This window comes from Streptomyces sp. NPDC127038 (assembly GCF_042725875.1).
Taxonomy (GTDB): Bacteria; Actinomycetota; Actinomycetes; order Streptomycetales; family Streptomycetaceae; genus Streptomyces.
The window spans coordinates 42,304-64,185 of the sequence record NZ_JBHXDQ010000027.1 but is presented as its reverse complement, the minus strand read 5'-3'; the positions used below and the strand labels follow the sequence as shown (position 1 = coordinate 64,185).

Below are 21,882 nucleotides of genomic sequence, written 5' to 3'. Positions count from 1 at the left end.
GCCGGGGGCAGGAGAGGAAGCGGTGACGGAGGAACGGGAGAAGGCGGTGACGGGGGAAGGGGAGGGACCCGTGCGGGTCACCCGGGCCGAGTACTGCGTGATCGCGTGCGCCGAGGCCTGGCGGGACGACGGCGAGGTGCTGGCCAGCCCGATGGGCCTGATCCCGTCCGTCGGCGCCCGGCTGGCCCGGCACACCTTCTCGCCGGATCTGCTGCTGACCGACGGAGAGGCGCTCCTCGTCGGCCCGGACGGCACGGTGGAGGGCTGGCTGCCGTACCGCAGGCATCTGACGGCGGTGACCGGCGGGCGGCGGCACGTGATGATGGGGGCGAGCCAGATCGACCGGTTCGGCAACCAGAACATCTCGTGCGTCGGCGACTGGTCCCGGCCCCGCCGCCAGCTGCTGGGGGTGCGCGGCGCTCCGGTCAACACGTTGAACAACCCGACCAGTTACTGGATACCCCGGCACTCTCCGCGGGTGTTCGTGGAACGGGTCGACATGGTGTGCGGGGTGGGGTACGAACGGGCGGCGGCCGCGGGCCCGAGCGCCACCCGCTTCCATCGCCTCCCCCGGGTGGTGACCGACCTGGCCGTCCTCGACTTCGCGACGCCCGACCACTCGATGCGGCTGGCGTCCGTCCACCCGGGCGTCACCGTCGAGCAGGTCGGGGAGGCGACGGGATTCCCGCTGGTGGTTCCGGACGAGGTGCCGTTCACGCGCGAGCCGACCTCGCGGGAGCTGGAGCTGATCCGCACGGTGCTCGACCCGGAGGGCCGGCGCGAACGCGAGGTGCCCGATCCGCGGGGCGGTGCGGCCGGGAGCGTGCGCTGATGGAGACGGCTCTGACCCGGCTCGTCGGGGTCCGGCATCCCGTCGTGCAGACCGGCATGGGCTGGGTGGCGGGCCCCCGGCTGGTCTCGGCGACGGCGAACGCGGGCGCGCTGGGCATCCTGGCGTCGGCGACGATGACCCTCGACCAGCTCCGTGACGCGGTGCGGGAGGTCAAGTCCCGTACGGACCGGCCGTTCGGGGTGAATCTGCGGGCCGACGCCGGGGACGCGGGCGACCGGGTGCGGATCATCGTCGACGAGGGGGTGCGGGTCGCGTCCTTCGCGCTGGCCCCGTCCCGTGAGCTGATCGCCGGGCTGAAGGAGGCGGGAGTGGTCGTCGTGCCGTCCGTGGGGGCCAGGCGGCACGCCGAGAAGGTGGCCGCGTGGGGCGCCGACGCGGTGATCGTGCAGGGCGGCGAGGGCGGCGGTCACACCGGGGAGGTGGCGACGAGCGTGCTGCTGCCCCAGGTGGTGGACGCCGTGGACATACCCGTGGTCGCGGCGGGCGGCTTCCACGACGGGCGGGGGCTGGTGGCGGCACTGGCCTACGGGGCGGCGGGCATCGCGATGGGCACGCGGTTCCTGCTGACCTCGGACTCGACGGTCCCGGACGCGGTGAAGGCGCGGTATCTGGCGGCGACCGTGAAGGACGTCACCGTGACGACGGCCGTCGACGGGCTGCCGCACCGCATGCTGCGCAGCGACTTCGTCGACGCCCTGGAGACGGCGGGGCGCGCCGGGTCCCTGGTCCGGGCGGTGCGGCGCGCGGCCGGGTTCCGGCGGGTCTCGGGGCTGACCTGGCGGCGGATGGTCCGCGACGGCCTCGCCATGCGGCACGGACGGGAGCTGACCTGGAGCCAGGTCCTGCTCGCGGCCAACACCCCGATGCTGCTGAAGGCGTCGATGGTGGACGGCCGGACGGATCTCGGGGTGATGGCGTCGGGGCAGGTCGCCGGGGTGATCGAGGACCTCCCGTCGTGCGCGGAGCTGGTGGAGCGGGTGATGGCTCAGGCGCACGCCACGCTGGAGGGGCTTCCCGCGGCGGACGGAACGGACCGCCCGTGGGCGGAGGCCTGCGGCGGGCCGCCGGAATGACGGCCCGCCCGACCGGCACGCGGGTTCGGGCGCCGGTGGTCGCGCCGGGTTCCCTCAGAGCCGTTCGATGATCGTCACGTTCGCCTGGCCGCCGCCCTCGCACATCGTCTGGAGTCCGTAGCGGCCGCCGGTGCGTTCCAGTTCGTGCAGCAGGGTGGTCATCAGGCGCACGCCGGTAGCGCCGAGTGGGTGGCCGAGCGCGATGGCGCCGCCGTTGACGTTGACCTTCGCGGGGTCGGCGCCGGTCTCCTTGAGCCAGGCGAGGACGACCGGGGCGAACGCCTCGTTGATCTCGACGAGGTCGATGTCGCCGATGGACATGCCGGTCTTCTTCAGGGCGTGGGCGGTGGCGGGGATGGGGGCCGAGAGCATACGGATGGGGTCCTCGCCGCGTACGGAGAGGTGGTGGACGCGGGCGCGGGGGGTCAGACCGTGTTCGTTCAGGGCCCGTTCGGAGGCGAGCAGCATCGCGGCCGCGCCGTCGGAGACCTGGGAGGAGCAGGCGGCGGTGATGGTGCCGCCCTCGACGACCGGCCTGAGGGCGGCCATCTTCTCCAGGGTGGTGTCGCGGCGGGGGCCCTCGTCGGCGGTGACGTCTCCGTGGGGGACGGTCTCGCGGGCGAAGCGGCCCTCGTCGGCGGCGCGGATCGCCCGCTGGTGGGAGCGGAGGGCGAACTCCTCCTGGTCGCGGCGGCTGATGCCCCATTTGGCGGCGATGAGTTCGGCGCCGTGGAACTGGTCGACGGGGCGGTCGCCGTAGCGTGCGCGCCAGCCCTCGCTGCCGGCGAAGGGGCCTTGGGTGAGGCCGAGGGGTTCGGCGGCCCGGCGGGAGGCGAAGGCGATGGGGATCTGGCTCATGTTCTGCACGCCGCCGGCGACGACGAGGTCCTGGGTGCCGGACAGGACGGCCTGGGCGGCGAAGTGGACGGCCTGCTGGGAGGAGCCGCACTGCCGGTCGACGGTGACTCCGGGGACCTCCTCGGGCAGTCCGGCCGCCAGCCAGCTGGTGCGGGCGATGTCCCCGGCCTGGGGGCCGACGGTGTCCAGGCAGCCGAAGACGACGTCCTCGACGGCCGCCGGGTCCACGCCGGAGCGTTCGAGGAGGGCCCTGAGGACGTGCGCGCCGAGGTCGGCGGGGTGGACGGCGGCGAGTCCTCCCCTCCGCCGCCCGACGGGTGTGCGGACCGCTTCGACGATGTAGGCCTCGGCCATGACGGCTCCCTTGGCAGGACGGAGTGGGCTACTCGCGGACGGAGATGCCGTCGAGCACCATCGACAGGTACTGGCGGGCGATCTCCTCGGGGCTGTGCAGGCCGCCGGGCCGGTACCAGGAGGCGGCGACCCAGACGGTGTCGCGGACGAACCGGTAGGTGAGGCGGATGTCGAGGTCGGCCCGGAACACCCGGGCCTCGACTCCGCGTTCCAGGGTGCCGAGCCAGGCCTTCTCGAAGTTGCGCTGGGACTCGGTGAGGAAGGCGAAGCGCTCCTGTGCGGCGAGGTGCCGGGATTCCTTCTGGTAGATGGCGACGGCGGCGCGGTGCCGGTCGATCTCGCGGAAGGACTCGGTGACGAGGGCCTCGAGGGTTTCGCGGGGGCCGAGTCCGGCGTCGAGGACGGTGTCGTAGCCGTCCCAGAGTTCGTCGAGGAAGGTGCGCAGGATCTCCTCCAGCATCGATTCCTTGGAGTCGAAGTGGTAGTAGAGGCTGCCGGCGAGCATCCCGGCCTCGTCCGCGATCCTGCGGACGGTGGTGGCGTTGTAGCCCTGTTCGGCGAACACCTCGGCGGCGGTGCCGAGGAGTTCACGGCGGCGCTCGGGGGTGGCGGTCACCTGGGGCTTCTTCTTGGTAGGCACGCGGTCATTGTCGTCCTACGCGTGCTGGCTGCTCACGGACAGGACCTCGCCGGTGAGGTAAGAGGAGTAGCCGGAGGCGAGGAACACGATGGCGTTGGCGACCTCCCAGGGTTCGGCGTGGCGGCCGAAGGCCTCGCGGGCGGTCAGTTCCTCCAGGAGTTCGGGGGTGGTGACCTTCACCAGGTGGGGGTGCAGGGCGAGGCTGGGTGCGACGGCGTTGACGCGGACGCCGTAGGCGGCGGCCTCGACGGCGGCGCAGCGGGTGAGGGCCATGACGCCGGCCTTCGCGGCGGCGTAGTGGGCCTGTCCGGCCTGGGCGCGCCAGCCGAGGACGGAGGCGTTGTTGACGACGGCTCCGCCGTCGCCCTGTTCCTTGAGGCGTCGCAGGGCGGCGCGGGTGCAGCGGAAGGTGCCGTTCAGGGTGACGTCGAGGACGGTGGACCACTGGTCGTCGGTCATGTCGACGAGGGGGGCGGCGCCGCCGAGGCCCGCGTTGTTGACGACGATGTCCAGTCGGCCGTGGTGGGCGGTGGCGGTGTCGAAGAGGGTCTGGACCTGGTCCTCGGAGGTGACGTCGCAGGGCTGCGCGGTCACGTGGCCGGGGCCGAACTCGGCGGCCAGGGTGTCGGCGGTCTCCTTGAGGCGGCGGGTGTGCGCGTCGCTGATCAGGACGCGGGCGCCTTCTTCGAGGAACCGGCGTGCGGTGGCCTGGCCGATGCCCGCGCCTGCGGCCGCGGTGATGACGGCGCTGCGGCCCTTCAGGAGTCCGTGGCCGGGTACGTACGCCGGGCTCTCGACGTCGCTCATGCCTCCAAGCTAACCTACCAAACACTTGTTAGGGAAGGTTGCCGGAAGGTGCCCGCCGATGGATCTGACCGTCTCCCCCGCCGACGAGGCGTTCCGCGCCGAGGCCCGTGCCTGGCTGGACGCGCACGTCCCGGCGGCTCCGCTGCCCTCCCTGGAGACCGCGCGGGGCTTCGCCGCGCATCGCGCGTGGGAGGCCGAACTGGCGGCGGACCGCTGGTCGGTGGTGTCCTGGCCGGCGGAGTTCGGCGGCCGGGACGCGGACGTGGTGCGCTGGCTGGTGTTCGAGGAGGAGTACCACGCGGCGGGCGCCCCGGGCCGGGTCGGGCAGAACGGGGTCAGCCTGCTCGCGCCGGCCCTGTTCGAGCACGGCACCGCGGAGCAGCGTGCGCGGGTGCTGCCCCCGATGGCGACGGGCGAGGTGGTGTGGGCGCAGGCCTGGTCGGAGCCGGAGGCGGGTTCGGATCTGGCCTCGCTGAGGTCGCGAGCGGTGCGGGTGGAGGGCGGCTGGCTGCTGCGGGGGCACAAGACGTGGTCGTCGCGGGCCGCGTTCGCGGACCGCGCCTTCGGCCTGTTCCGCAGTGAGACGGGCACGGCGAAGCCCCATCAGGGCCTGACGTACCTGATGTTCGACCTGCGTGCGCCGGGGGTGACGGTCCGTCCGATCGGGCGGCTGGACGGCAGGCCGGCGTTCGCCGAGCTGTTCCTGGACGACGTGTTCGTGCCCGACGAGGACGTGATCGGCGAGCCGGGCCGGGGCTGGCGGGTGGCGATGTCGACGGCGGGCGACGAACGCGGTCTGACGCTGCGTTCACCGGGCCGATTCCTGGCGGCCGCGGACCGGCTGGCCGCGTTGTGGCACGCGCACGGCGACCCTGGTGATTCGGCGCTGCGCGAGCGGGTGGCCGACGCGGTGATCGGGGCGCGCGCCTATCAGCTGTTCGCGTACGGCCATGCCTCCCGGATGCTCGAAGGGGAGGGCGTCGGGGCGGAGTCGAGCCTGAACAAGGTGTTCTGGTCGGAGCTGGACCTGGCGCTGCACGAGACGGCCCTCGATCTGCTGGGCGCCGAGGGCGACTCGGCGGACACCGGGTGGTGCGAGGGGTATGTCTTCGCGCTCGCGGGTCCCCTCTACGCGGGCACGAACGAGATCCAGCGCGACATCATCGCCGAGCGGCTGCTCGGCCTTCCGAAGGGCCGCCGCTGATGCGCTTCCTCCTCGACGCCGAACAGCGGGCCTTCGCCGCCTCCCTGGACGCGATGCTGGGGTCCTCGGACACGCCGTCGGCGGTGCGGGCGTGGGCGCTCGGGGACCACGCGCCGGGGCGGGCCCTGTGGTCGCGGCTGGCGGAGGCGGGGGTGTTCGCGCTGGCGGTCCCGGAGGAGTACGAGGGGGTGGGGCCGCTTCCGGTCGAACTGGCTGTGGCGTTCGTGGAGCTGGGGCGGCACGCGGTGCCGGGTCCGGTGGTGGAGACGGTCGCCGCGGCCGTCCTGCTGGGCGGGCTGGACGATCCGGGTCCGGCCGAGCGGCTGCTGCCGGGGCTGGCCTCGGGCAAGAGCCTGGCCACCCTCGCCCTGGACGGCGCTCCGGCGCTCGACGCGGACGCGGCGGGGGTGCTGCTGGCGGTGGACGGCGGGGAGCTGTGGCTCGCGCCCGGCCACGGCCGGGTGCGGGTGTCCATGGACCGCTCGCGCCGGTTCGCTCCCGCGGAGGGCGGCGGCGACCTGCTGGCCGCGGGTCCGCAGGTCGCCCGTGCCGCGCTCCGGGCGCTGACGTGGGCACGGCTGGCGACCGCGGCCCAGGCCCTCGGGGTGGGGCTCGCGCTGCTCGCGCGGACCGTCGCGTACGTGGGGCAGCGGACCCAGTTCGGTGTTCCCGTCGGTTCGTTCCAGGCGGTCAAGCACCGGCTCGCGGACGCGCTGATCGCCCTGGAGTTCGCGCGTCCGCTGCTGTTCGGGGCCGCGCTGTCGATGGATCCGGCGGAGGTGGCCGCGGCGAAGGTCACGGCCTGCGAGGCGGCGTACGCCACGGCGCGGGCCGCGTTGCAGCTGCACGGCGCGATCGGCTACACGGCCGAGTACGACCTGTCCCTGTGGTTCGCCAGGGCCCGCTCGCTGCGGCCGGCCTGGGGCACCCCGGCCGAGTGCAGGGCCGAGGCGCTGGCCGGTCTCAGTGGTGGTGGTCGTCCCCGCTCGTGAGCTCCCGGTACTCCTCGGCCGTGGGTTTGGGGATGCGGGTGCCGGGCCCGTACAGGGCGCGCGCGAGCCGGGCGCGCAGGCGTCGGGCGGGGCCGGCGCGGCGGGCCACGCCGTTGGCGTCGACGAGGGGGCCCAGTTCGTAGGGCGGTGCCTGTTCGTGCTGGGTGAGGGTGAACCGCTGGGCCGGGGTGAGGGGTTCGTGGACCTCGACGTACTCGCCGTGCGGCAGCATCTTGATCGTGCCGGACTCGCGTCCGTGCAGCACCTTGTCGCGGTCGGCCCGCTGGAGGCCGAGGCAGATCCGTTTCGTGAGGACGTAGGCGAGGGCGGGTCCGGCGAAGACGGCGACGCGGACGAACCAGGTGATCGCGTTGATCGACAGATGGAAGTGGGTGGCCCACAGGTCGTTCCCGCCGCCGACCAGCAGGACGGCGTACAGCGTCAGCCAGGCGACGCCGAGGGCGGTGCGGGTGGGGACGTTGCGCGGCCGGTCCAGGATGTGGTGCTCGCGCTCGTCGCCGGTGACCCAGGCCTCGACGAACGGGTAGACGGCGATGGCGGTCATGACGAGCGGGAACAGCGTGAAGGGGATGAGGACGCCCAGCTGGAGGGTGTGTCCGAAGGCGTTGACCTCCCATCCCGGCATCACGCGGATGAGTCCTTCGGAGAAGCCGAGGTACCAGTCGGGCTGTGCGCCGGTGGTGACCAGGTCGGGCCGGTAGGGGCCGAACGCCCACACGGGGTTGATGGTGGCGATCGCGCCCATGATCGCCAGGACGCCGAAGACCAGGAAGAAGAAGCCGCCGGCCTTGGCCATGTAGACGGGCAGGAACGGCATCCCGACGACCGACTTCTCGCCCTTTCCCGGCCCCGGGTACTGGGTGTGCTTGTGGTAGAAGACCAGGATCAGATGCGCGACGACCAGTCCCAGCATGACGCCCGGCAGCAGCAGGACGTGGATGGGGAAGAACCTGGAGATGATGTCGTGCCCGGGGAACTCCCCGCCGAAGAGGAAGAAGGAGAGGTACGTCCCCACGACGGGGATCGACAGGATCGCGCCGTCGGCGAAGCGGACGCCGGTGCCGGAGAGCAGGTCGTCGGGCAGCGAGTAGCCGGTCAGTCCGGTGAGCAGGCCGAGCATCAACAGCGTCCAGCCGAACAGCCAGTTGACCTCGCGCGGCTTGCGGAACGCGCCGGTGAAGAACACCCGCATCATGTGCACGAGCATCCCGGCGAGGAAGACCAGCGCCGCCCAGTGGTGGATCTGGCGGATGAGCAGTCCGCCGCGCACGTCGAAGCTGATGTCGAGCGTGGACTCGTACGCCCGGGTCATGACGATGCCGTTCAGCGGCCCGTAGGAGCCGTGGTAGACGACGTCGACGCCGCTCGGCTCGAAGAACAGGGTGAGATAGACGCCGGTGAGGATCAGGACGAGGAAGCTGTAGAGGCAGATCTCGCCCAGCATGAACGACCAGTGGTCCGGGAAGACCTTGCGCATGTTGGCCTTGGCGAGCGAGTAGACGCCGAGGCGTCCGTCGGCCCAGTCGGCGAGCCGCTCCCCCTTGCCGGTCTCCGGCCCGCGCCGGGCCCGTAAGGTCCCCTCGGGGCCGGTGTCCCCCGGACTCCCGCCCCCGGGTGCCCCGTTCGCCGAAGTCCGTGCGGCCCTGCCGGAGTCGATCTCTCGTGCGCCCATTCGCCGCTCCCCTCGGCCCACCAGGGTGGCACGCCGGCCCGGCGAAGCCAACGGGGCGTCCCCTGACGGGCGTTGGGAGGATCAGGCCAGGATCCCCCGTGCCCGTGCCGCCGCCAGCCAGTGCGGGAACTCGGCGACCATCCGGTCGTACAGCTCCCCGTCGCTCACCTCGCGCGGATCCGAACCGGCGTGGAAGAAGCCCGCGTTGTCGACGGCCCGTTTCTGCGGCACGGCCAGGTCGTCGAGCCGGCGCAGGAAGTCGAACTGTTTGCTTCCCCGGTCGCCGAAGCCTATGAACTGCCAGAACATCGGCAGCCGGGCCGCCTTGCACAGATACCGTTCGGCGGCGAGCTTGTTGATCGGCCCCCCGTCGGTCTGGAACACGACCAGGGCGGGGGCGTCGGAGCCGCTGTCGAGGTAGTGGTCGATGACGGCGTCCATCGCGAGGTGGTAGCTGGTCCTGCCCATGTGCCCGAGTCCGGCCGCGATCGCTTCGATCCGTCCCCGGTGGTTGTCGAGGGCGATGTCGGTGACCGCGTCGACGTCCGTGGAGAAGAAGACGACCGGGACGGTGCCGTCGTCGTCGAGGTGGGCGGACAGGCCGAGCACCCGGTCGGCCAGGGCCTGCACGCTGCCGTCGTCGTAGTACGGCTTCATCGAACCCGAGTAGTCGACCACGAGGTACACGGCGGCGCGCTGCCCGCTCAGCCCGTTCTTGGTGAGGCTGATCCCGGCGCTCTTGTAGGCGCCCACCAGCGCGGGCGCGGTCTCCTCGATCTTCGTGAGGCTGATTCCGGCCATGCGGGTCTCCCGTGGTGCGAGGACTGCGGAACGACGAGATTACGTGACGGTGCCGGTCGCTCCGCAGGGCGGGCACCGGCGTTCCACGCCCGGCGGGGCCAAGGATCCCCGCCCCGGCCGTTCCCCAGCGGAGGGTCCGTTGGATAGTTTGATCATCGCCGTCCCCACCGGCTCACCTTCCCCTTTTTCCCCTTGCGTTCCGAGGAGCCGGCCGTGGAGTCCGAGTCCGCCGTCACCACCTGCTACCGCCACCCCAAGGTGGAGTCGCATGTGCGCTGCACCCGCTGCGACCGCTACATATGTCCGGGCTGCATGCGCGAGGCGGCCGTGGGTCATCAGTGCGTGGAGTGCGTGAAGGAGGGCGCGAGGTCGATCCGGCAGGCCCGGACGGCCTTCGGCGGCCGGATCTCGGCGGTCCCGGCGGTCACGTACGTCCTCATCGGTCTGAACGTGCTGGCCTATCTGGCCGAGCTGGTGCGCTCCTCGTTCGTGGACCGGTTCGCGATGCTCGGCGCGGGCCTGGCGGACCCGGACGGGAACCACTACCTCTGGGACAGCGTGCACCCCGCCTTCTACCACCCTGAGGGCGTGGTGGCCGGTGAGTGGTACCGGCTGCTGACCGGCGCGTTCCTTCATCTGCCGCCCACCGAGGGCACGTTCGGGATCGCGCACATCGTGATGAACATGTTCGCGCTGTGGAACATCGGGCGGACCGTCGAGGCGCAGCTCGGCCGGGTCCGCTATCTGGCGCTGTATCTGCTCTCCGCGCTCGGCGGTTCGGTCCTCGTGCTGCTGATCGCGCCGAACGACCAGACGGTCGGCGCCTCGGGCGCGATCTTCGGCATCGGTGCCGCCTACTACGTGATGGCCCGCAGGCTCGGGGCGGACATGAGCGGCGTCAACCGGTTCATGGCGGGCCTGCTGATCTGGCTCCTGATCTCGGCGGGGGTCACGTCCTGGCAGGGTCACCTGGGCGGACTGCTCGCGGGCGGACTCGTGACGGCGGCCTACGCGTACGCTCCCCGCGGCCCCCGCCGCGCGCTGGTCCAGGCCTCCGTGTGCGTGGCGCTGCTCGCCGTGCTGGTGGTCCTCACGGTGCTGAAGGTGTCGGCGCTCAAGGCGGGCACCGCGTAACGGGCCCCCGAGGGACGGAGCCGGCGGGTGAACGGTGGGGCGGGGGACGCGTGTTCGGGCCGCCCGGCGTCCCCGCCCGTACGCCGGGGGCTGCGTACCCTGTCCGACATGAAACGTGCGGGTTTCCTGTTGTTCGCCCTCGCCCCCGTGCTGATCACGGCGGCGGTCTCCTGCACCACGCCCGGGCGCGCCGCGGCCGACGCCAAGGCGGGCCGGCCGCCGGTGGCGCAGTCCCGGGCGACGAGCACGGCCGGGGTGGCGCGGGCGGACCGGGACGCGGCCGTCGCCGGCACGCCCGCGGGACTCGCCGCCCCGGGCAAGAAGGAGCTCGCGCAGGAGATCGTGGCGAGCGCCGAGAACTCCACGCTGGACTGGCGCTCGGCGTACGGCTACATCGAGGACATCGGCGACGGCCAGGGCTACACGGCCGGCGTCATCGGCTTCTGCACCGGCACCCACGACCTGCTCACCCTCGTCGAGCGCTACACCGCGCAGCACCCGGGCAACGGGCTCGCCCGCTATCTCCCGGCCCTGCGCGCGGTCGACGGCACGGACTCGCACGAGGGCCTGGACCCGGGCTTCCCCGCGGCCTGGCGCCACGAGGCCACGCTCCCCGCGTTCCGCGAGGCCGAGGACCACGAACGCGACCTGGTGTACTTCGATCCCGCGGTCCGGCGCGCCAAGCTCGACGGACTCGGCACGCTCGGCCAGTTCATCTACTACGACGCCATGGTGATGCACGGTCCGGGTACCGGCGCCGACGGCTTCTACGGGCTGCGCGACCGGGCCGTGCGCGAGGCGAAGCCGCCGTCCGAGGGTGGCGACGAGAAGACGTACCTCTCCGTCTTCCTGGACGTGCGCCGCGCGGTCATGAGGTCGGGGAACCCGGACCGTGACACCACCCGCATCGACACCGCCCAGCGCCGGTTCCTGGAGGCCGGGAACCTCGGCCTGGACACACCGCTGGAGTGGCAGGTGTACGGCGAGACGTACCGCGTGCCGTAGCCGGCCCGGCCCGTTCCACGTGCCCTGGAGGAACCGTGTGCGGACATGCGGCGGCGCCTGCCAGGGCGTCCGGTCGGGGACAGTGAGGCAGGCGCCGTCTCGTGTTCCGCACGCCTTTGTGCGGGACGTTCTCGAGTGACCGTGTCAGGTCACGCATCCATGGGTCAGACCGTCAGCGAACGGTCCGTCGGGCGGATCGGGGCCGGGAGGTCGCTCGCTCCGGTGAGGAAGCGGTCGACACCGCGGGCGGCCGAACGGCCCTCCGCGATGGCCCAGACGATGAGGGACTGGCCGCGGCCCGCGTCACCGGCGACGAAGACTCCGGGGACGTTGGTCGCGAAGTCGGCGTCGCGGGCGATGTTGCCGCGCTCGTCGAGCTCCAGACCGAACTGGGAGACCACACCGTTCTCGACGTCCGTGCCGGTGAAGCCCATCGCCAGCGTCACCAGCTGGGCGGGGATCTTGCGCTCCGTGCCCGGCTTCTGGTTCAGCTTGCCGCCCGTGAACTCTACCTCGACCAGGTGGAGCCACTGGACGTTGCCGTCCTCGTCGCCCTCGAAGTGGGTGGTGGAGACCGCGTAGACGCGCTCGCCGCCCTCCTCGTGCGCGGAGGTGACCTTGTAGAGCATCGGGAACGTCGGCCAGGGCTGGCCCGCGTTCCGCTCCTCGCCCGGCCGCGGCATGATCTCCAGCTGGGTGACCGAGGCCGCGCCCTGGCGGTGGGCGGTGCCCACGCAGTCCGCGCCCGTGTCGCCGCCGCCGATGACCACGACGTGCTTGCCCTCGGCGGTGATCGGGGGCGCCACGAAGTCGCCCTCCTGCACCTTGTTGGCCAGCGGCAGGTACTCCATGGCCTGGTGGATGCCGCTCAGCTCGCGTCCGGGGACGGGCAGGTCGCGGGCGGTCGTGGCACCGGCGGCGACGACCACGGCGTCGTACCGCTTGCGCAGGTCCGTCGCCTTGAGGTCGCGGCCGATCTCGATGCCCGTGCGGAAGCGGGTGCCCTCCGCGCGCATCTGCTCGATGCGGCGGTTGATGTGCCGCTTCTCCATCTTGAACTCGGGGATGCCGTAGCGCAGCAGACCGCCGATGCGGTCCGCCCGCTCGTACACCGCGACCGTGTGACCGGCGCGGGTGAGCTGCTGGGCGGCGGCGAGACCGGCCGGGCCGGAGCCGATGACGGCGACGGTCTTGCCGGAGAGGCGCTCGGGGGCCTGGGCCGCGACGGAGCCGCTGTCCCACGCCTTGTCGATGATCGAGACCTCGACGTTCTTGATGGTCACGGCGGGCTGGTTGATGCCGAGCACACACGCCGACTCGCACGGAGCGGGGCACAGGCGGCCCGTGAACTCCGGGAAGTTGTTCGTGGCGTGCAGACGCTCGGAGGCGGCCTGCCAGTCCTCGCGGTACGCGTAGTCGTTCCACTCGGGGATCAGGTTGCCCAGCGGACAGCCGTTGTGGCAGAACGGGATGCCGCAGTCCATGCAGCGCGAGGCCTGCTGGGAGATGATCGGGAGCAGCGAGCCCGGAACGTAGACCTCGTTCCAGTCCTTGAGACGCTCCTGGACCGGCCGGGACCTGGCGACCTCACGGCCGTGGTTCAGAAAGCCCTTGGGATCAGCCATTGGTCGCCGCCTCCATCATCTTCTCGGTGATCGCGGACTCGTCGAGTCCGGCTCGCTCGGCGGCGTCCTTGGCGGCGAGCACTGCCTTGTACGTGCTGGGGATGATCTTGCTGAAGCGGTCCACGGCGGTGGGCCACTCGGCGAGCAGCTTCTCGGCGACCGTGGAGCCGGTCTCCTCGGCGTGACGGCGCACGACGTCGTGCAGCCACTGCTTGTCGGCGTCGTCGAGTTCGCCGACGGCGTCGACGCTTGCGACGTTCACGTTGTCGCGGTCGAGGTCGATCACGTAGGCGATGCCGCCGGACATGCCGGCCGCGAAGTTGCGGCCGGTCTCGCCGAGGACGACCGCGTGACCGCCGGTCATGTACTCGCAGCCGTGGTCGCCCACGCCCTCGGAGACCACCAGCGCGCCGGAGTTGCGGACGCAGAAGCGTTCGCCGGTGCGGCCGCGCAGGAACAGTTCGCCGCCGGTCGCGCCGTAGGCGATGGTGTTGCCCGCGATGGTGGAGTACTCGGCGAGGTGGTCGGCGCCCCGGTCGGGGCGGACGACGATCCGGCCGCCGGAGAGGCCCTTGCCGACGTAGTCGTTGGCGTCGCCCTCCAGGCGCAGCGTGACACCGCGCGGGAGGAAGGCGCCGAAGGACTGGCCCGCCGAGCCGGTGAAGGTGATGTCGACGGTGTCGTCGGGCAGGCCCGCGCCGCCGAACTTCTTCGTCACCTCGTGGCCGAGCATGGTGCCGACGGTGCGGTTGATGTTGCGGATCGCGACCTGGGCGCGGACCGGCTGCGCGTCGGTCGCGGAGTCGGCGGCCAGGGCGTCGGCGGCGAGCTTGATGAGCTCGTTGTCGAGCGCCTTCTCCAGGCCGTGGTCCTGCTCGATGACCTGGTGCAGGGCCGCGCCCTCGGGCAGTTCGGGCACGTAGAAGAGCGGGGACAGGTCCAGGCCCTGCGCCTTCCAGTGGGTGATCGCGCGCTCCACGTCGAGGTTCTCGGCGTGGCCGACGGCCTCCTGGATGCTGCGGAAGCCGAGCTCGGCGAGGATCTCGCGGACCTCTTCGGCGATGAACTTGAAGAAGTTCACGATGTACTCGGCCTTGCCGGCGAAGCGGTCGCGCAGCACCGGGTTCTGGGTGGCGATGCCGACCGGGCAGGTGTCGAGGTGGCAGACGCGCATCATGACGCAGCCGGAGACGACGAGCGGCGCGGTCGCGAAACCGAACTCCTCGGCGCCGAGCAGCGCGGCGATGACGACGTCGCGGCCGGTCTTGAGCTGGCCGTCGGTCTGCACGACGATGCGGTCGCGCAGGCCGTTGAGCAGCAGGGTCTGCTGGGTCTCGGCGAGGCCGAGCTCCCAGGGGCCGCCCGCGTGCTTGAGCGAGGTGAGCGGGGAGGCGCCGGTTCCGCCGTCGTGGCCGGAGATGAGCACGACGTCCGCGTGGGCCTTGGACACACCGGCCGCGACCGTGCCGACGCCGACCTCGGAGACCAGCTTCACGTGGATGCGGGCCTTCGGGTTGGCGTTCTTGAGGTCGTGGATCAGCTGGGCGAGGTCCTCGATGGAGTAGATGTCGTGGTGCGGCGGCGGGGAGATCAGACCGACACCCGGGGTCGAGTGACGGGTCTTGGCCACCCACGGGTAGACCTTGTGGCCGGGCAGCTGGCCGCCCTCGCCGGGCTTGGCGCCCTGGGCCATCTTGATCTGGATGTCGTCGGCGTTGACCAGGTACTCGGAGGTGACGCCGAAGCGGCCGGAGGCGACCTGCTTGATGGACGAGCGGCGCGCCGGGTCGTACAGGCGCTCCGGGTCCTCGCCGCCCTCACCGGTGTTGGACTTGCCGCCCAGCTGGTTCATGGCGATGGCGAGGGTCTCGTGCGCCTCCTGGGAGATGGAGCCGTACGACATGGCGCCGGTGGAGAAGCGCTTGACGATCTCGGAGACGGGCTCGACCTCGTCGACGGAGATCGACGGGCGGTCCGAGGTGAAGCCGAACAGGCCGCGCAGCGTCATGAGGCGCTCGGACTGCTCGTTGACGCGGCCGGTGTACTTCTTGAAGATCTCGTAGCTGCCGGAGCGCGTCGAGTGCTGGAGGCGGAAAACCGTCTCGGGGTCGAACAGGTGCGGCTCGCCCTCGCGGCGCCACTGGTACTCGCCCCCTATGTCCAGGGCGCGGTGCGCGGGCGCGATGCCGGAGGCCGGGTAGGCCTTGGCGTGGCGGGCGGCGACCTCCTTGGCTACGACGTCGAGACCGGCGCCGCCGATCTTGGAGGCGGTGCCGTTGAAGTACTTCTCGACGAAGGCCTGCTCCAGGCCGACGGCCTCGAAGACCTGGGCGCCGCGGTAGGAGGCGACGGTCGAGATGCCCATCTTGGACATGACCTTCAGGACGCCCTTGCCGAGGGCGTAGATCAGGTTGCGGATGGCCTGCTCGGGCTCGATGCCCTGGAGGAAGGTGCCGGCGCGGACCAGGTCCTCGACGGACTCCATGGCGAGGTACGGGTTGACGGCCGCGGCGCCGAAGCCGATGAGCAGGGCGACGTGGTGGACCTCGCGGACGTCGCCGGCCTCGACCAGCAGGCCCACCTGGGTGCGCTGCTTGGTGCGGATGAGGTGGTGGTGGACGGCCGCGGTGAGCAGCAGCGAGGGGATCGGCGCGTGCTCGGCGTCGGAGTGACGGTCCGACAGGACGATCAGGCGGGCGCCGTTCTCGATGGCGGCGTCGGCCTCGGCGTAGATCTCCTCGATACGGGCGGCGAGGGAGTCGCCGCCGCCGGAGACCCGGTACAGGCCGGACAGGGTCGCGGCCTTCATGCCGGGCATGTCGCCGTCGGCGTTGATGTGGATGAGCTTGGCCAGCTCGTCGTTGTCGATCACCGGGAAGGGCAGGGTGACGCTGCGACAGGAGGCGGCCGTCGGCTCCAGCAGGTTGCTCGCCGGGCCCAGCGAGGACCGCAGGGAGGTGACCAGCTCTTCGCGGATCGCGTCCAGCGGCGGGTTGGTGACCTGGGCGAACAGCTGGGTGAAGTAGTCGAAGAGCAGACGCGGGCGCTGCGAGAGCGCGGCGATCGGCGAGTCGGTGCCCATGGAGCCGATCGGCTCGGCGGCGGCCTTGGCCATCGGCGCGAGGATGATCCGCAGCTCCTCCTCCGTGTAACCGAAGGTCTGCTGGCGGCGGGTGACCGAGGCGTGGGTGTGCACGATGTGCTCACGCTCGGGCAGGTCGGAGAGCTCGATCTCGCCGGCTTCCAGCCACTCCGCGTACGGCTTCTCGGCGGCGAGGGCGGCCTTGATCTCGTCGTCCTCGATGATGCGGTGCTCGGCGGTGTCGACGAGGAACATCTTGCCGGGCTGGAGGCGGCCCTTGCGGACGACCCGCGCGGGGTCGATGTCGAGGACGCCGACCTCGGAGCCGAGGACGACGAGACCCTCGTCGGTGACCCAGTAGCGGCCGGGGCGCAGTCCGTTGCGGTCGAGGACCGCGCCGACCTGGGTGCCGTCGGTGAAGGTGACGCAGGCCGGGCCGTCCCAGGGCTCCATCATCGTGGAGTGGAACTGGTAGAAGGCGCGCCGGGCCGGGTCCATGGAGTCGTGGTTCTCCCACGCCTCCGGGATCATCATGAGCACGGAGTGCGGGAGCGAGCGGCCGCCGAGGTGCAGGAGTTCGAGCACCTCGTCGAAGGAGGCCGAGTCGGAGGCGTCCGGGGTGCAGACGGGGAAGATCCGCTCCAGGCCCTTGTCGCCGCCGCGCCCGTCGCCGGCGGAGCCGAACAGGTCCGAGGTGAGCTGGGACTCGCGGGCGACCATCCAGTTACGGTTGCCCTTGACCGTGTTGATCTCGCCGTTGTGCGCGACGAAGCGGTACGGGTGGGCGAGCGGCCAGCTCGGGAAGGTGTTGGTGGAGAACCGGGAGTGCACGAGCGCGATCGCGGAGGCGAAGCGGCGGTCGGACAGGTCCGGGAAGAAGGGCTCCAGCTGGCCGGTGGTCAGCATGCCCTTGTAGACGATGGTCCGGGCGGACAGCGAGGGGAAGTAGACCCCGGCCTCGCGCTCGGCGCGCTTGCGCAGCACGAACGCGGTGCGGTCGAGGGCGATGCCCTCGCTCGCCTGGTCCGTGACGAAGATCTGGCGGAAGGCCGGCATCGTCGAGCGGGCGGTGGCGCCGAGGAGCTCGGGGGCGACCGGGACCTCGCGCCAGCCGAGGACGGTGAGGCCCTCCTCGGCGGCGATCGTCTCGATCCGCGAGACGGCGTCGGCCGTGCCGTCGTTCGGGAGGAAGGCGATGCCCACCGCGTACGTACCGGCTGCGGGAAGTTCGAATCCGGTCACCTCGCGCAGGAAGGCGTCCGGAACCTGGGACAGGATGCCGGCGCCGTCGCCCGAGTCGGGCTCGGAACCGGTGGCACCGCGGTGCTCCAGGTTGCGCAGAACGGTGAGCGCCTGCTCGACCAGCGCATGGCTCGCCTCGCCGGTGAGGGTGGCCACGAAGCCGACGCCGCAGGCGTCGCGCTCGTTGCGGGGGTCGTACATACCCTGGGCAGCAGGGCGAGCATCCATGAAGGACCACTTCCGGTCGTTCGTGGAGTGCTGGGACGGCTGGCGCGGCGTACGCATCGGCTCTCCCGTCGTCGTCGGGGCGGGGGGTCTCCCAGGCTCTCGGGCGCTGGGGAGACAACTGCCGAGGGACGACTCTGGCCCTCTGCTGGTGCAAAATTTCGTGCAGGTTACATGATGGAGTGGTTCTCGGGAACCGGATACTGCGTTCCAACATGCGGACACCGCGGGAGCCGCGCCGGGGGTATCGGGCTTCAGCGGTGGAAGGTATGGGACCTGAGCGGACAGATCGATGACCATCGGTCCGGTTCGCGGAGGAGATCGTGATCCGCCGCGTGGGATGCGGCGCGGGCGTCATTGCCCGCGGCGCTTACGGCTCATTCCCAGCAGCCACGGAATCGAAACCGCCGGGTAACAATTACTTATGCAGTCCCGTGCATAGGTGATCGAGGCCTCATCCTACGGCCGCGCCGAACAAACTGCCGAGGGCGTACGTCACACCGGCCGCGGCGCCACCGAGAGCGAGCTGCCGCAGTCCGCTGAACCACCAGGACCGCGCGGTCACCTTGGCCACGACGGCACCGCAGGCGAAGAGCCCGATCATGGCGAGCAGCAGGGCCGGCCACAGCGCGGTCGCGCCCAGCAGGTACGGCAGTACGGGCAGCAGCGCGCCGAGCGCGAACGAGCCGAAGCTGGACACGGCGGCGACGGCCGGGGAGGGCAGGTCGCCGGGGTCTATGCCGAGCTCTTCGCGCGCGTGGATCTCCAGCGCCTGCTCGGGGTCGCGGGAGAGCTGCCGGGCGACCTCGCGGGCCAGGTCGGGCTCGACGCCACGGGCCTCGTAGAGCTCGGCCAGCTCGCGCTCCTCGTCCTTGGGGTGCTTGCGCAGTTCACGCCGCTCGACGTCGAGTTCCGCCTCGACGAGCTCGCGCTGCGAGGCGACGGAGGTGTACTCGCCCGCAGCCATGGAGAAGGCTCCGGCGGCGAGGCCCGCGAGTCCGGTGATGACGATCGTCTGCTGGGTGACGGAGCCGCCGGCGACGCCGGTCATCAGGGCGAGGTTGGAGACCAGGCCGTCCATCGCGCCGAACACGGCGGGGCGCAGCCAGCCGCCGTTGACGTCGCGGTGGGTGTGGTTGTCCCGGTGCGCCACATGCAGCGCCGCCTCGGTCTCGATGATCGCCATACCGGTCCCCCAGAGTGCTTGATTGGACTGCTTCCACTTTTCGACAACTCTGAAAGTACGCCGTGACATTCCCCGCCGCCAGCAAGGAAAGGCTGGGCTAACCTGCGCTTTTACCTCTCGGCGCTCATCCGTGGCATGTCATGCACATATGTCGACCGGGTGACAGTGAGGCCCATGAGGCTCTTGTCAACCGCCAACGTGGCACAGATCCGCAAAGGGGTTCCGCGCGCGCATTCCGCGCGCCGGCAGGAGCCCTGAGAGGAGAAGCACCCATGGCTTCCATCGCCCGCATTCCCTCGGTCCCGGCGTCAGGGCACTCCGCGGATCTCCGCGACCGGGCCCGCGGCGCGCTGCTCGGACTCGCCGTCGGGGACGCGCTGGGCGCGCCCGCCGAGAACATGAAGCCGTCGGAGATCCGGGCCCGGTGGGGCCGGATCACCGGGTACGTCGCCGAGCGTCCGGCCGGGACGGACGACACCGAGTACGCGATCTTCTCGGGGCTGCTGCTGGCCAGGCACGGATCGGCGCTGACGGTCGCGCACGTCGAGTCGGCCTGGCACCAGTGGATCGCGGACCGCGACGAGGGGCCGTTCCGCGGCGCCGGGTTCAGCGAGCGGGGCACGCTGGAGAACCTCCGGCGGGGGCTCGCGGCGCCGATCTCCGCCCAGCACCGGCACGCCTGGAGCGACGGTCTGGCGATGCGCGCGGCCCCCTTCGGCGTGTTCGCGGCCGGGCGGCCCGCCGAGGCGGCGCGGCTGGTGGCGATCGACGGCTCGGTGAGCCACGAGGGCGAGGGCATCTACGGCGGCCAGGCGGTCGCGGCCGGGGTGGCCGCCGCGATGACGGGCGCCTCCACCGCCACGGTCGTCGCCTCGGCGCTCGCGGTCGTCCCGGACGACTCCTGGACGGCCCGTTCGCTGCGGCGCGCCGTCGCCGTGGCGCACCGCGGCGAACGCGCGGTGCGTTCCGCGGTCGTGATCGGCGGCTACCCGTGGACCGACCTGGCCCCCGAGGCGGTGGCGCTCGCCTTCGGCGCGTACGCGGCGGCGGACGGGGAGTTCACCGAGTCGGTCCTGACCGCGGTGAACATGGGCCGCGACGCCGACACGACGGCGGCGGTGGCCGGGGCGCTGGCCGGCGCGGCCAGGGGGGCCGGAGCGATCCCCGTGGAGTGGGCGGCGGCCATCGGTCCGGCCCGCGGCAGCTGCCTGCCCTCCATGGAGGGGCACCACGTCCTGGACGTGGCGGAGCTCCTGATCCCGGAGAACGGGGAGAAGTGGGGCGCCGGGGGCCGGGTACCCCCCGTCCCGGAGTCCTCGTACGGGGCCGGGGCGCCGGACGCCCGCCGGGACCCGTACTCCTTCGCCCACGGGGTGCCCTCGGACGCGGACACGGACGCCCTCGGGGTGCGGTCATGAGGCCCGGCCCGGCCGGGGACGAGTCCGGCCCGGCACCGGGCGAGGGCGCCGCGTCGGCGGCGGCCCCGGACGGCCTGCCGCCCGCCCCGGCCCGCACCCTCGAACCGACCCGGCCCGCCGTCACGGCACCGGCGCCCCCGGCCGCGGACACCGGACCGACGCTCCTCACCGTCGGAGCACGGACCACGGCGGACACCGGAAAAACGGAACCCGAGACTCTCCTCGCCCCGGCGCATTCCACGGCGTCCGCCCCGGCCGCACGGCCCGTACCACGCAAGGCCGAGACCGAGGCCGCGGCACTCACCACGGAAAGGGAACCCGTTCCGCCCACCCCGGAAGCGGAACCCGGTGCGCGGCCCGCACCGGCCTCCGGAGCCCGGCCCATGGCGCTGGTCGCCGGGGGGTTCCTCGCGGGTGTGCGGGCCGTCGCGCTTCTGACGGGCGGCGGGCACGGAGGGGGCGGACCGGTCGTGGAGCGGTCCGGACCCGGGCGGGCCGAGGTCCTGGTCAGGGAGCCGGGGACCACTCCGGGCGGGACGGCCGGTGCGCGCCGCGTGGAAGGGCTGCTGCTCGGACTCGCCGCCGGCGACGCCGCCGGATGGCCGGCCGCCCGGCACCGGGCCGCGCGGATGCCCGAGTGGACCCGGCGGCTGACCCGCGAACTGGACACCTTCGCGGAGCAGAACGCGACGACGACCCTGCCCGTGCCCATCGCGCTGAACCAGCCGCCGGAACCGCTGCGGCTCGGCCCCTCGGACGACGCCGAGTGGGCGGCGTTCGCGGCGGAGGCCGTCCTGCGGGCCGGGGACACCGCGGCGCTCGGCGACCTGAGCCTGGACCGCCGGATGCGCGCGTCCATCGACCTGTCCTGGAACGCCGTCGCCAGCGAGGTCGCCGCCGCCGCGGACCGCGCCCCCGAGGTCGAGTCCGCCGTGCTCCCGCTGCGCGCCCGGATCTCCGTACGCGCCGGACTCGGCAACCTGGCCACCGGACTGCGCCCGCCCGCCACCGGTCACGACAACCCCCACTACTTCGACGACGCGGCCTGCGTACGGGCCTGCGTGCTCGCCGTGGCCCACCCGGGAGCCCCCCGACTCGCCGCGGAGCTGGCCGAGTTCGACGCCCGCTACACCCAGGACGGCGACGGGGTGCACGGCGCCCGGGCCATGGCCGCCGCCCTCTCCCTCGCCGTCGCCGGGCACGACGTCGGCGCCTGTGTGGAGGCGGCCCTGGCCGAGCTGCCCGCCGCCACGGAGATCGGCCGCAACGCCCGTGACGCCCTCGCGCTGGCCCGGGACAGCGAGAGCGCCTTCGCCCTGGTCCCGCTCCTCGAACACCGGATCGTCGACCACGTCTACAGCTACGGGATCGCGGCCGCCGAGACCGTCCCCGTCGCCCTGGCGCTGGCGCTGGCCGCGCGCGGCCGGATCGCCGAGGCCGTACCGGCCGCCGCCTGTCTGTCCCGGGTCGCCGACTCGGCGCCGGCCCTGGCCGGGGCCCTGACCGGCGCACTCGGCGGCGGCGCCGCGATCCCCGCCTCCTGGCGCGACGCCTGCCGCACCCTGTCCGGCTGCGCGCTGCCCCGGCTGACCGGCACGGATCTCATCGGGCTCGCCGAACTCCTGGAGGCGACAGGACTCGCCGACCCGCTCGATTCCCCGGAACTGGCCGCCCCGGAGGGATGATTCGG

16 protein-coding genes are annotated in these 21,882 nt (G+C 72.3%); 8 read left to right on the top strand and 8 right to left on the bottom strand.

Features of this window, described 5'->3' with window-relative positions; genetic code table 11:
- Window positions 1-22: 22 nt before the first annotated feature.
- Both ACFWI4_RS20230 and ACFWI4_RS20225 read left to right on the top strand, forming a co-directional pair.
- Entirely contained in the window at window positions 23-832 is an 810-nt protein-coding gene (locus ACFWI4_RS20230) for a CoA-transferase subunit beta (protein ID WP_387197955.1), read from the top strand.
- Window positions 832-1,926 (top strand): NAD(P)H-dependent flavin oxidoreductase, encoded by a 1,095-nt coding sequence (locus ACFWI4_RS20225; protein ID WP_387197952.1) that lies wholly within the window; start codon window positions 832-834, stop codon window positions 1,924-1,926. Before ACFWI4_RS20230 ends, ACFWI4_RS20225 begins: the two co-directional genes overlap by 1 nt.
- A 54-nt stretch (window positions 1,927-1,980) precedes the next feature.
- Here ACFWI4_RS20225 and ACFWI4_RS20220 read toward each other — a convergent pair whose 3' ends face one another.
- Genes ACFWI4_RS20220 through ACFWI4_RS20210 form a run of 3 tightly spaced genes read right to left on the bottom strand, consistent with a single transcriptional unit; the run spans window position 1,981 to window position 4,585 of the window.
- Window positions 1,981-3,138 carry an acetyl-CoA C-acetyltransferase gene (locus tag ACFWI4_RS20220; protein WP_387197949.1) on the bottom strand — a complete coding sequence of 386 codons (1,158 nt, stop codon included), beginning with the start codon at window positions 3,136-3,138 and terminating at the stop codon, window positions 1,981-1,983.
- 28 nt (window positions 3,139-3,166) lie between these two features.
- Window positions 3,167-3,778, bottom strand: a complete 612-nt coding sequence (locus tag ACFWI4_RS20215; RefSeq protein ID WP_387197947.1) for a TetR/AcrR family transcriptional regulator — start codon at window positions 3,776-3,778, stop codon at window positions 3,167-3,169.
- A 15-nt stretch (window positions 3,779-3,793) separates the two neighbouring features.
- Window positions 3,794-4,585, bottom strand: coding sequence for an SDR family oxidoreductase (locus ACFWI4_RS20210; protein ID WP_387197944.1), 792 nt, complete (start codon window positions 4,583-4,585; stop codon window positions 3,794-3,796).
- Between the two features lie 58 nt (window positions 4,586-4,643).
- On the opposite strand from ACFWI4_RS20210, the gene ACFWI4_RS20205 reads away from it, so the two are divergent.
- Both ACFWI4_RS20205 and ACFWI4_RS20200 read left to right on the top strand, forming a co-directional pair.
- Window positions 4,644-5,789, top strand: a complete 1,146-nt coding sequence (locus ACFWI4_RS20205) for an acyl-CoA dehydrogenase family protein (protein ID WP_385402356.1) — start codon at window positions 4,644-4,646, stop codon at window positions 5,787-5,789.
- Entirely contained in the window at window positions 5,789-6,781 is a 993-nt protein-coding gene (locus ACFWI4_RS20200; RefSeq protein ID WP_387197941.1) for an acyl-CoA dehydrogenase family protein, read from the top strand. Before ACFWI4_RS20205 ends, ACFWI4_RS20200 begins: the two co-directional genes overlap by 1 nt.
- Here ACFWI4_RS20200 and ACFWI4_RS20195 read toward each other — a convergent pair.
- Complete coding sequence (locus tag ACFWI4_RS20195; RefSeq protein ID WP_387197938.1) at window positions 6,753-8,474, bottom strand: cytochrome bc complex cytochrome b subunit; 1,722 nt, start codon at window positions 8,472-8,474, stop codon at window positions 6,753-6,755. The genes ACFWI4_RS20200 and ACFWI4_RS20195 overlap by 29 nt on opposite strands.
- Before the next feature lie 81 nt (window positions 8,475-8,555).
- Window positions 8,556-9,275 (bottom strand): vWA domain-containing protein, encoded by a 720-nt coding sequence (locus ACFWI4_RS20190; protein WP_387197935.1) that lies wholly within the window; start codon window positions 9,273-9,275, stop codon window positions 8,556-8,558.
- Between the two features lie 213 nt (window positions 9,276-9,488).
- Between ACFWI4_RS20190 and ACFWI4_RS20185 the strand changes: the two genes are divergently transcribed.
- Both ACFWI4_RS20185 and ACFWI4_RS20180 read left to right on the top strand, forming a co-directional pair.
- Entirely contained in the window at window positions 9,489-10,409 is a 921-nt protein-coding gene (locus ACFWI4_RS20185) for a rhomboid family intramembrane serine protease (protein ID WP_387197932.1), read from the top strand.
- 108 nt (window positions 10,410-10,517) lie between these two features.
- Window positions 10,518-11,414 (top strand): chitosanase, encoded by an 897-nt coding sequence (locus ACFWI4_RS20180; protein WP_387197929.1) that lies wholly within the window; start codon window positions 10,518-10,520, stop codon window positions 11,412-11,414.
- A 164-nt stretch (window positions 11,415-11,578) separates the two neighbouring features.
- On the opposite strand, the gene ACFWI4_RS20175 is transcribed toward ACFWI4_RS20180, so the two are convergent.
- From ACFWI4_RS20175 to ACFWI4_RS20165, 3 genes are all read right to left on the bottom strand, one after another.
- A complete protein-coding gene (locus ACFWI4_RS20175; protein WP_387197926.1) occupies window positions 11,579-13,039 on the bottom strand; it encodes a glutamate synthase subunit beta in 1,461 nt (486 codons plus the stop codon).
- On the bottom strand, window positions 13,032-17,648 hold the full coding sequence (gene gltB, locus ACFWI4_RS20170) for a glutamate synthase large subunit (RefSeq protein ID WP_387197923.1): 4,617 nt from the start codon (window positions 17,646-17,648) through the stop codon (window positions 13,032-13,034). Before gltB ends, ACFWI4_RS20175 begins: the two co-directional genes overlap by 8 nt.
- Before the next feature lie 394 nt (window positions 17,649-18,042).
- Window positions 18,043-18,774 carry a VIT1/CCC1 transporter family protein gene (locus ACFWI4_RS20165; protein ID WP_385402376.1) on the bottom strand — a complete coding sequence of 244 codons (732 nt, stop codon included), beginning with the start codon at window positions 18,772-18,774 and terminating at the stop codon, window positions 18,043-18,045.
- A gap of 272 nt (window positions 18,775-19,046) precedes the next feature.
- Here ACFWI4_RS20165 and ACFWI4_RS20160 point away from each other — a divergent pair, with 272 nt between their 5' ends.
- Together ACFWI4_RS20160 and ACFWI4_RS20155 are read left to right on the top strand one after the other, a co-directional pair.
- Entirely contained in the window at window positions 19,047-20,192 is a 1,146-nt protein-coding gene (locus ACFWI4_RS20160) for an ADP-ribosylglycohydrolase family protein (protein WP_387197920.1), read from the top strand.
- Window positions 20,193-20,575: 383 nt separating this feature from the next.
- Window positions 20,576-21,877, top strand: coding sequence for an ADP-ribosylglycohydrolase family protein (locus ACFWI4_RS20155; protein WP_387198009.1), 1,302 nt, complete (start codon window positions 20,576-20,578; stop codon window positions 21,875-21,877).
- Window positions 21,878-21,882: the final 5 nt, after the last annotated feature.

Excerpts from the sequence above, each read along its gene's own strand:
- ACFWI4_RS20195 (WP_387197938.1), bottom strand. The coding sequence starts at position 8,474 with ATGGGCGCACGAGAGATCGACTCCGGCAGGGCCGCACGGACTTCGGCG.
- ACFWI4_RS20175 (WP_387197926.1), bottom strand. The coding sequence starts at position 13,039 with ATGGCTGATCCCAAGGGCTTTCTGAACCACGGCCGTGAGGTCGCCAGG.
- gltB (WP_387197923.1), bottom strand. The coding sequence starts at position 17,648 with ATGCGTACGCCGCGCCAGCCGTCCCAGCACTCCACGAACGACCGGAAG.
- ACFWI4_RS20220 (WP_387197949.1), bottom strand. The coding sequence starts at position 3,138 with ATGGCCGAGGCCTACATCGTCGAAGCGGTCCGCACACCCGTCGGGCGG.
- ACFWI4_RS20155 (WP_387198009.1), top strand. The coding sequence starts at position 20,576 with ATGGCGCTGGTCGCCGGGGGGTTCCTCGCGGGTGTGCGGGCCGTCGCG.
- ACFWI4_RS20205 (WP_385402356.1), top strand. The coding sequence starts at position 4,644 with ATGGATCTGACCGTCTCCCCCGCCGACGAGGCGTTCCGCGCCGAGGCC.
- ACFWI4_RS20180 (WP_387197929.1), top strand. The coding sequence starts at position 10,518 with ATGAAACGTGCGGGTTTCCTGTTGTTCGCCCTCGCCCCCGTGCTGATC.
- ACFWI4_RS20225 (WP_387197952.1), top strand. The coding sequence starts at position 832 with ATGGAGACGGCTCTGACCCGGCTCGTCGGGGTCCGGCATCCCGTCGTG.
- ACFWI4_RS20200 (WP_387197941.1), top strand. The coding sequence starts at position 5,789 with ATGCGCTTCCTCCTCGACGCCGAACAGCGGGCCTTCGCCGCCTCCCTG.
- ACFWI4_RS20160 (WP_387197920.1), top strand. The coding sequence starts at position 19,047 with ATGGCTTCCATCGCCCGCATTCCCTCGGTCCCGGCGTCAGGGCACTCC.
- ACFWI4_RS20190 (WP_387197935.1), bottom strand. The coding sequence starts at position 9,275 with ATGGCCGGAATCAGCCTCACGAAGATCGAGGAGACCGCGCCCGCGCTG.
- ACFWI4_RS20165 (WP_385402376.1), bottom strand. The coding sequence starts at position 18,774 with ATGGCGATCATCGAGACCGAGGCGGCGCTGCATGTGGCGCACCGGGAC.
- ACFWI4_RS20210 (WP_387197944.1), bottom strand. The coding sequence starts at position 4,585 with ATGAGCGACGTCGAGAGCCCGGCGTACGTACCCGGCCACGGACTCCTG.